The sequence below is a fragment of the Microbacterium sp. genome, assembly GCF_051953575.1.
Taxonomy (GTDB): domain Bacteria; phylum Actinomycetota; class Actinomycetes; order Actinomycetales; family Microbacteriaceae; genus Microbacterium.
Genome location: NZ_JBQCIP010000323.1, coordinates 1 through 3,127, shown reverse-complemented (window position 1 = coordinate 3,127; position 3,127 = coordinate 1). Strand labels below are relative to the sequence as shown.

General features: G+C 69.5%; 3 protein-coding genes, 1 tRNA gene and 1 pseudogene. 2 read left to right on the top strand and 3 right to left on the bottom strand.

Features of this window, described 5'->3' with window-relative positions:
- From ACTHNQ_RS20970 to ACTHNQ_RS20960, 3 genes are all read right to left on the bottom strand, one after another.
- The coding region (locus ACTHNQ_RS20970) for a methionine ABC transporter permease (RefSeq protein ID WP_440335849.1) at positions 1-492 on the bottom strand (492 nt) is incomplete at its 3' end.
- Positions 485-1,567: a methionine ABC transporter ATP-binding protein gene (locus ACTHNQ_RS20965; RefSeq protein ID WP_440335848.1), complete on the bottom strand. Its 1,083-nt coding sequence runs from the start codon at positions 1,565-1,567 to the stop codon at positions 485-487. The genes ACTHNQ_RS20970 and ACTHNQ_RS20965, both read right to left, overlap by 8 nt.
- A gap of 78 nt (positions 1,568-1,645) precedes the next feature.
- Complete coding sequence (locus ACTHNQ_RS20960; RefSeq protein ID WP_440335847.1) at positions 1,646-2,548, bottom strand: MetQ/NlpA family ABC transporter substrate-binding protein; 903 nt, start codon at positions 2,546-2,548, stop codon at positions 1,646-1,648.
- Between the two features lie 262 nt (positions 2,549-2,810).
- Between ACTHNQ_RS20960 and ACTHNQ_RS20955 the strand changes: the two genes are divergently transcribed.
- Both ACTHNQ_RS20955 and ACTHNQ_RS20950 read left to right on the top strand, forming a co-directional pair.
- Positions 2,811-2,882, top strand: a tRNA-Thr gene (locus ACTHNQ_RS20955).
- Positions 2,883-2,942: 60 nt separating this feature from the next.
- Positions 2,943-3,127: pseudogene (locus tag ACTHNQ_RS20950) on the top strand (hypothetical protein); the annotation flags it as partial.

The following is a 3,127-nucleotide window of genomic DNA, read 5'->3' as shown; positions in this document are numbered from 1 at the left end:
CGCCGTCATGTCGACGAGCGCCACCACGATGAACGTGTAGCCGAGGATGAGCGGGCCGAGCGCCTCGCGGGGCAGCAGCCGCAGCAGGATGCGCGACCGGCTCGCGCCCGTGGCCCGCGCCGCCTCGATCACGCCGGGGCGTACGGTGAGCAGGTTCTGCTCGACGATGCGGCTGATCGCGAAAAGCGACGCGATCGTGATGGCGAAGATGCCGAACACCGGTCCGATGCCGGGGATGCCGAGCGCACGAGCGAGCGGCTGGACCGCGGCGAGCAGGATCACGAACGGGATCGGCCGGAAGAAGTTCACGACGACGTTGAGGGTGCCGAACAGGAACCGGTTCGGGAACAGGCTGCCGGGACGCGTCGCGTACAGTGCGAGGCCGACGAAGAGTCCCGCGATGCCGCCGAACACGAGGCTCAGCGACACGACGTACAGCGTCTCGGCGGTCGCCTCCCACAGGTCGGGGAGCAGGTCGATGAGCCTATCCACGGGCGTCCTCCTCGATGAGCGGGGCGAACGCCGAGACCGCGTCGATCGCCTGCTGGACGGCATCCGCCTCTCCGGTCAGTGCCAGCGTGAGGTGGCCGAACACCCGGCCACGGATGTCGTTGATGCCGCCGTGCACGAGCTCGAAGCGCACTCCGTGCGCCGCGAGCGCCGCGAACACGTCTGCCTGCGTCGCCCCGCCGGCACCGTCGGATGCGACCTGTCCGCCGTCGCCGACCTGGCCGCGGTCGCCGATCTGCAGGGTGACGATGCGGCCGGGATGACGGTCGCGCAGGGTGCGCAGCTGCGCTCCGGACGGGACGTCCTCGATGATGCTGCCGACGAACCGCTGCGTGGCCGGATGCTGCGGGGACGAGAGCACGTCGAACACGTCGCCGCTCTCGATGATGCGGCCGTCCTCCATCACCACGACGCGGTCGGCGAGCGTGCGGATCACGTCCATCTCGTGCGTGATGACGAGGATCGTGACGCCGAGCTCGGCGTTGACGCGCTTGAGCAGGGAGAGCACCTCCTGCGTCGTGTCGGGGTCGAGGGCGCTGGTCGCCTCGTCGGCGAGCAGGATGCGGGGGCTCGTGGCGAGCGCGCGTGCGATGCCGACGCGCTGCTTCTGGCCGCCCGACAGCTGCTCGGGGTAGCTGCCGGCCTTGTCGGCGAGGCCGACGAACCGCAGCAGCTCGTCGACGCGCGCGGCGATCTCGGCACGAGGGCGTCGGGCCACCTCGAGCGGGTAGGCGACGTTCTTCGCGACCGTCCGCGAGTCGAACAGGTTGAACTGCTGGAAGATCATGCCGATGTCGCCGCGCAGCGCGCGCAGCTCGCGCTCGCGCAGGTGCGTGATGTCGCGGCCGTCGATCTCGACGGTGCCGGCGGTCGGCGTCTCGAGGGCGTTCACGAGCCGCAGCACGGTGCTCTTGCCCGCGCCGGAGTACCCGATGATGCCGCAGACGTCGCCCGCGGCGACGGTCAGCGAGACGTCGTCCACCGCGACGACGGGAGCGCCGTCCTTCGACGACGGGGGGAAGGTCTTGGTCACGCCGGTGAGGCGGATGAGGGTCATTCGTGCTCCTCGGGGAACGCGTGTGCGGCCCGATCGCCTCTTGGGCGAGCGGGCCGCACGCGACGGCGATGCCGGATGTTACGAGTTGGCGCGGATGTCGTCCTCGACGTCGGTGAGCGACGCGACGAGGTCGTCCACGGGCGTCTTGACGAGCACGGCGGTGCCGCCCGACGCCTCGACCACGCCGTCCAGCACGGCCTGGGTGTTCTGGTAGATCTCGACGAGCTTCAGGTACGTCGGGTTGTCGGCGTCCTCGGCCTTGGCGGCGAAGATGTTGATGTACGGGATCGCGGCCGGGTCCGACGGGTCGTCCTGCGCGATCGCGTCCTCGGCCTTCAGCCCGGCGTCCTCGAGGAAGTCGTTGTTCACGATGGCCGCCGCCACATCGGGGAGCGACGTCGCGGTGAACGAGGCATCCAGGGCCTCGACCTTCACCTTGGAGTCCGGGAGCACGTCGGCGACGGTGGAGAACGGCGAGCCGCCGTCTTCGAGCTCGATGAGGCCCGCCGACTGCAGCACGAGGAGACCGCGCGCCTGGTTGGACTCGTCGTTCGGCACCGCGACGGTCGCGCCGGCCGGGATGTCGTCGACCGAGTCGTACTGCGACGAGTAGAGGCCGAGCGGGTAGATCGCGGTGGAGCCGATGGGCTGCAGGTCGTCGTCGCTGTTGACGTTGTAGGTCGCGAGGTAGATCACGTGCTGGAACTGGTTGAGGTCCAGTTCGCCCGCCGACAGGGCGGGGTTCGGCTGGGTGTACTCGGTGAAGTTCACCAGTTCGACGTCGATGCCCTCGTCGGCGGCGGCGTCGGTGAACGTCTCCCAATACGGGTCGCCGGAGTTGACGACGCCGATGCGGACGGTCTTCTGCTCGTCGGTGCTGCCCGACGCGGAGTCGGTGCCGGTCCCGGCGCAGCCGGCCAGGAGGAGGGCGACAGGCAGGGCGAGTGCTGCGGCGGTGATGAGCTTCTTGGGCGTGGACATGTGTGTGCGTGCTCCTGTGGATCGAGGCCCGTCGGGGCTTGTGACCGCGCGCACGATCCACCGGACCGCGCACGCTTCGTCGCGGGCCGCATCCGACGCTACGAGGGTCCGCCCGGATCCCCGAACCGGCGCGTAACACGTCGACACCGTGGGCGGTGTGACGCGCGGCGGAGGGGTGGATGGATGCCGGCACCCGCCGTGGTTCGCGAGCACTCCGCAAACCCTGTAAGATCGATGCTTGTGCAACGCGCAAGCGAAGCGCGCCACCTTAGCTCAGTGGTAGAGCATCCCACTCGTAATGGGAAGGCCGTCAGTTCAATCCTGACAGGTGGCTCAGATGTGAAGACGGCCGCAGATCTGCGGCCGTTTTCCGTATCCCGGAGAGGCAGGCCCGGTGTCCGACACGATCGACGCCATCGCTGAGATCTTCACGTGGATCGGATTCGGGCTCGGTGCGGTTCTCGCCGTCGTCGCGCTCATCCTGCGCCTCGCCGACGGCACGTGGGTGCGCACGCAGGGTGTCGTCGACGACGGGCCGCACGGGCGCCTCGTGCGGTGGTTCGACGACCACGCGGGCGG